Annotated in this window: 5 protein-coding genes and 2 pseudogenes; 5 read left to right on the forward strand and 2 right to left on the reverse strand. The window is 63.0% G+C overall.

Features of this window, described 5'->3' with window-relative positions:
* A partial coding sequence (locus L9Z73_RS24770; RefSeq protein ID WP_247406681.1) for a LuxR C-terminal-related transcriptional regulator occupies nucleotides 1-406 on the forward strand: 406 nt, incomplete at its 5' end.
* Between the two features lie 151 nt (nucleotides 407-557).
* Here L9Z73_RS24770 and L9Z73_RS24775 read toward each other — a convergent pair.
* Together L9Z73_RS24775 and exaA are read right to left on the reverse strand one after the other, a co-directional pair.
* Nucleotides 558-1,205: a pentapeptide repeat-containing protein gene (locus L9Z73_RS24775; protein ID WP_247406684.1), complete on the reverse strand. Its 648-nt coding sequence runs from the start codon at nucleotides 1,203-1,205 to the stop codon at nucleotides 558-560.
* Nucleotides 1,206-1,387: 182 nt separating this feature from the next.
* Complete coding sequence (gene exaA, locus L9Z73_RS24780) at nucleotides 1,388-3,313, reverse strand: quinoprotein ethanol dehydrogenase (protein WP_247406687.1); 1,926 nt, start codon at nucleotides 3,311-3,313, stop codon at nucleotides 1,388-1,390.
* Between the two features lie 255 nt (nucleotides 3,314-3,568).
* On the opposite strand from exaA, the gene pedF reads away from it, so the two are divergent.
* The 4 genes and pseudogenes from pedF to L9Z73_RS24800 form a co-directional block, all read left to right on the forward strand.
* Entirely contained in the window at nucleotides 3,569-4,030 is a 462-nt protein-coding gene (pedF, locus tag L9Z73_RS24785; RefSeq protein WP_247406689.1) for a cytochrome c-550 PedF, read from the forward strand.
* A gap of 3 nt (nucleotides 4,031-4,033) precedes the next feature.
* Nucleotides 4,034-4,909 carry a substrate-binding periplasmic protein gene (locus L9Z73_RS24790; protein WP_247406692.1) on the forward strand — a complete coding sequence of 292 codons (876 nt, stop codon included), beginning with the start codon at nucleotides 4,034-4,036 and terminating at the stop codon, nucleotides 4,907-4,909.
* Nucleotides 4,910-4,918: 9 nt separating this feature from the next.
* Nucleotides 4,919-5,053: pseudogene (locus L9Z73_RS24795) on the forward strand (quinoprotein dehydrogenase-associated SoxYZ-like carrier); the annotation flags it as partial.
* Nucleotides 5,042-5,168: pseudogene (locus L9Z73_RS24800) on the forward strand (hypothetical protein); the annotation flags it as partial. The pseudogenes L9Z73_RS24795 and L9Z73_RS24800, both read left to right, overlap by 12 nt.

Consider the following 5,168-nt stretch of genomic DNA (forward strand, 5'->3'; position numbering starts at 1 on the left):
CCTGCGTGTGCTGTTCTTCAGCATGCACGACGAACTGCCGCTGGTGCGCCAAGCCCTGGAGGCCGGCGCGGCGGGCTACCTGACCAAAAGCTCGGCGCCCGAGGTGTTGATCGAAGCGGTGCGGCGCATCCTCGACGGCCACGCCTATATCGAGCAGGCCCTGGCCACCGAGCTGGCCTACACGCCAAGCGATCAACGCTTGCAGGGCATGACGCCGCGTGAGCTGGAAATTTTCCTGATGCTGGCCAGGGGCACGCCCACACGGACCATTGCCGAACAACTGAATATCAGCAGCAAGACCGTGTCCAACCACCTGACCTTGCTCAAGAGCAAGCTGCAGGTGAGTTCCCATGCCGAACTGGTCCACTTGGGCATCGACATGGGCGTGGTGAGAGTAGCGGGCTGACAATTTTCTCTCTGTTTCACACCATTCAAATGTGGGAGGGGGCTTGCCCCCGATAGCGGTGGATCAGTCATGCATGTATTGGCTGACACACTGCTATCGGGGGCAAGTCGAATCGTCGCACCGCCCCTCCCACATTTTGAATCGCGGTGCTCTAACGGTCCCAGGTGGTAGGGCAGTCCTTGCAGCCTTCCATATTGGCATCCTGAAAGTTCGCATAGTGCTGGCGGCTGCCCGTGAGGGTGGCCTGTTCCAGGTTGCTCTCACCGAACTTGGCCTCTTGCAAATTAGCATCGCTCAGATCCGCCCCTTGCAGGTCGGCCTTGCTCAGCCAGGTCATTTCCAGATCCGCCGCACGCAGGTTGACCTTATGCATTTTTGCCCCGGACAGCCGGGCGAATTGCAGGTAAGCCGCGCTCAGGTTGGCGTTTTCAAACTGCGCGCCTTGGGCAAACAAGCCCCAACCCTGGATCGCCATCAACGTGGCGCCGGTGAAATCGGCCAGGCGCAGGTTGCTTTGTTGCAGGCTGGCGCGGGTCAGGTTGGCGCCCTGTAGCTGGGCTTTTTCCAGGTTGGCCAGGTCGAGGTTGGCGTGGCGCAAGTCCGCATCACGCAGGTCGGCGCCGGCCAGGTTCATTTTGGCGAGGTTCTGGTTGCTCAGGTTGGCGCCCTTGAGGTTGGCGCCGGGGCATTGGCTGTGTTCGGCGATGGTGCAACCGTTGATGACCAGCGGAGCGTCGTCGCCGTCGTCGGCGTGGGCCACGGGCAGCGTTAGCATCAGTAACAGGGGCAGATATTTCATCACGATACCTCGAGAGTGGCGCGGTTCCTGTGGCGAGGGAGCTTGCTCCCGCTCGGCTGCGCAGCAGTCGTAAAGCCTGAACGCACGGTGTCACTGAAGGAATGCCGGGGCCGCTTCGCAGCCCAGCGGGACGCCTCGACAAGCTCCCTCGCCACAAAGGCGACCCAGCATCCTCGCAGGGGTTACTTCTGCGCGGTTTTGTTATCCCAACTCGGGATCTTGAACACCCAGAACGACCCACCCTGTGCCACCGGCTTGGTCAACTCGGCCATGTCGCCGCCCCACAACGGCACCGCGCCGCCGTAGCCGACGGTGACGCCGATGTACTGTTCGCCATCCTGTTCCCAGGTGATCGGCGGCGAGACGATGCCGCTGCCGGTCTGGAACTTCCACAGCTCCTTGCCGGTTTTCGCGTCGAAGGCCTTGAAGAAACCGTCGCCGGTGCCGGTGAACACCAGGTTGCCCTTGGTCGCCAGCACGCCGGCCCACAGCGGCAGCGCTTCCTTGTGCTCCCATACCACCTTGCCGGTGGTTGGGTTCATCGCGCGCAGGGTGCCGACGTGGTCGTCATACATGCGCTTGATGCGGAAACCCATGCCCAGGTACGCCGAGCCTTTCTTGTAGTTGACCTCTTCGGTCCAGTATTCCTCTTTCCATTGGTTGCCCGGGATGTAGAACAGGCCGGTGTCCTGGCTGTAGGCCATGGGGTTCCAGTTCTTGCCACCGAGGAACGGCGGCGAGACTTCCACCGACTTGCCCTTGGTTTCACCCGGCAACGGCTTGGCCGGACGCTGGCCTGGGTTTTCCACCGGACGCCCGGTTTTCAGGTCGATATGGCTGGCCCAGGTGATGTTGTCGACGAACGGGAAGGCGTTCTGCAGCTTGCCGTTGTTGCGGTCGACCACGTAGAAGAAACCGTTGCGGTCGGCGTGGCCGGTGGCCTTGACCACTTTGCCGTCTTTGTCTTTGTAGTCGAACAGCACCAGCTCGTTGTTGCCGGAGAAGTCCCAGGCATCGTTCGGGGTGTGCTGGTAGAACCATTTCACTTCGCCGGTGCTCGGGTCGACGCCGACCTGGCCCGAGGTGTAGAGGCTGTCGAAGTCGTGTGGGTTGCCGTCCTTGGAGGTGCGCGCCCAGGTGTTCCACGGGCCGGGGTTGCCGGCGCCGACGATGATGGTGTTGGTCTCGGCATCGAAGCTCGCGCTCTGCCAAGGCGCGCCGCCGCCGTGGCTCCAGGCCTCGACTTTGCCGGTTTCGGTGGTCGGGTCATCCGGCCACGACGGGGCTTTCACGTCGCCGGTCGGGGTGCTGTCCTTGCCGTTCAGGCGGCCCATGTGGCCTTCGACGAACGGGCGCATCCACACTTCTTCGCCGGTGTCCGGGTCGCGCGCATATAACTGGCCGACCACGCCGAACTCATCGCCGGAGCTGCCGTGGATCAGCAGCACCTTGCCGCTGACCTTGTCTTTGATCAGCACCGGGGCGCCGGTCATGGTGTAGCCGGCGGCGTGGTCGCCGAATTTCTTGTTCCACACCACTTTGCCGGTGTTCTTGTCGAGGGCGATCAGGCGCGCGTCGAGGGTGCCGAAGTAGATCTTGTCGCCGAAGATCGCCGCGCCGCGGTTGACCACGTCACAGCACGGGCGGATGTTCTCGGGTAGGCGATGGTTGTAGGTCCACAGGCGCTTGCCGGTCTTCGCGTCGAGGGCGAACACGCGGGAGTAGGAGCCGGTGACGTAGACCACGCCGTCGTTGACGATGGCCTGGGATTCCTGGCCGCGCTGCTTCTCATCGCCGAACGAGTAGGACCAGGCCGGGGTGAGCTTGAACACGTTCTTGTCGTTGACCTGGGCCAACGGGCTCCAGCGCTGGGCGTTGGTGCCCATGCCGTATTGCAGCACGTCCTTGGTGGTCAGGTGGTCATTGGCGATGTCTTCCCAGGTGACGTTGCGGGTCGACTTTGGGGTGGACGGCGCGGCAGGGTCGGTGGCGGCGAAGCTGGCCGCACTCAAGGACAGGCTGCCGACCAGCAGGAAGGCCTGCACAGCTAAGCTCAAAGGGGTGAGCCTCAGCGGTGAGAGGGCGGGTAGCGATCTTGTTCTTGTCATGGTTGCAGTTCCCAGTGGAGGTTTTGGCCTGCACAGGGTGGAGCGCCAGGGTGCTGGGCGGATACGGAAAAAGTCCCGCTGTTGCCGGGAAGACTTCCCGACGCGCCGCTGTTTTAGGCGTGCCCCACAAGCCCTACTACCAAGGGAGGATAAGCCGGCCACCAAAGCAGCATACGGCCCATGCCCCAGGGTTTCTAAGATGGTTGCCATAACCTCTGCAATGAGGTTTTGCGTGCAATCCTGAGGGCAAAAATAATGACAACAAAACTCAATGCCTTGCTCGTCGCCGGGCTGTTGGCCGGTGTGATCGGTGCAGGTCCAGCCTGGGCCCACGGCAACGTGGTCCCGCAAGCAGTGGAAACCAAGGGCCTGACCTCGGTCAAAGACGCCGGCGTGGCGGTCGATGAGGACGGCTGGGCGGCGGTGAACCCCTATCGCACGTCGCCTGAACACGATCGGGCCCTGGAAATCGGTTCGTCCGCCTACAATCAGAACTGCGCCGCCTGCCACGGCCTGGAAGCCAAGTCTGGCGGCATCGCCCCCGACTTGCGCTTGCTGGATGTGGGCGAGGCCGGTGATGAGTGGTTTGTGCAGCGCGTGCGTCACGGCGCGGTGCGCGACGGTCGGGTGTATATGCCGAAAATGGCCGATTACCTGAGCCAGGAAGCCTTGTGGGCGGTACGTACCTACCTGGACAGCGTTCACGTCGAGGAGTAAGCCATGCGCCTGTTCGCTTATGTGCTCGGCCTGGCCCTGCTGTGTTGCCAGACGGCACAGGCGCAGGTGCGCAGCTATGACCAGATGATCGCCGCCGGTGAGCTGAAAGTGGCGGTGTACAAAGATTTTGCCCCCTACAGTTTCGAAGACGGTGCCACCCCGCGCGGGGTCGACGTGGAGCTGGCCCAGGCCCTGGCCAAGGCGCTGGGGGTGCAGCTCAAATTGATCTGGGCGCCGGCCGGGGAAAAACTCGACGACGACCTGCGCGACTACATCTGGCGCGGCAGCCAGTTGCATAACCAGCAACTGGCCGACCTGATGATGCGCGCACCCTACGACCACGATTACGCGCAAAGGCGTAACGATCAGGGCGAACTGGAAAACGGCCACGTGGTGATGTTCGGGCCGTACCAGAACGAACAATGGCAGGTGGCCTACGACCGCCGGCGCCTGGACAAGGTCGCCAGCGTGGCGGTGTTCGAGGAACACCCGATCGGCGTCGAAGTCGACAGCGTGCCGTCGTTCTACCTGACCTCGGTGTTCAACGGCATGCTCGCCCGCCAGACCCATCACTACCCCGGTGTATCCCAGGCGTTCGCGGCGATGAAGGCCGGTGAAGTCGACGCGGTGATGGCGATGCGCGGCGAGATCGACTGGCAGGTGCATGAGGCGCACGACCCGCAACTGGCCCTGGCGCAAAACGCTTACCCGAGCATGGGCCGGCAGCGCTGGGAGATCGGCATGGCGGTACACGAAAGCAATCGCCAGTTGGCCTACGCGGTGGAAGAAGCGCTGGAAGGCCTGATCCGCGACGGCTCGGTGCAAACCATCTACAGCCATTACGGCCTGCAGTACGAAGTGCCCGAAATGTACCAATAGGAGCAGGCGATGAACTGGCGACTGAACTGCATGTTGGCCTGCTGGTTACCGTTGGCGGCCCACGCCGCGGCGGTCGAACCGGGCCCGGACCCGGTGCCGTCGGTGATGTGGGCGTTCTACCACAAGCAGTTGCTGGCCGACGCTGCTCTGAAACTGCTGCGCGAACAGGAAATGACCAAGGTCAGCCACCGCGCCGAAGACGCCGCCGAAGAACGTATCCTCGACGCCCTGCTGCCACCGGCCCGCATGGGCTTCAACG

Source organism: Pseudomonas emilianonis, from assembly GCF_023072625.1.
Lineage (GTDB): Bacteria > Pseudomonadota > Gammaproteobacteria > Pseudomonadales > Pseudomonadaceae > Aquipseudomonas > Aquipseudomonas paraveronii.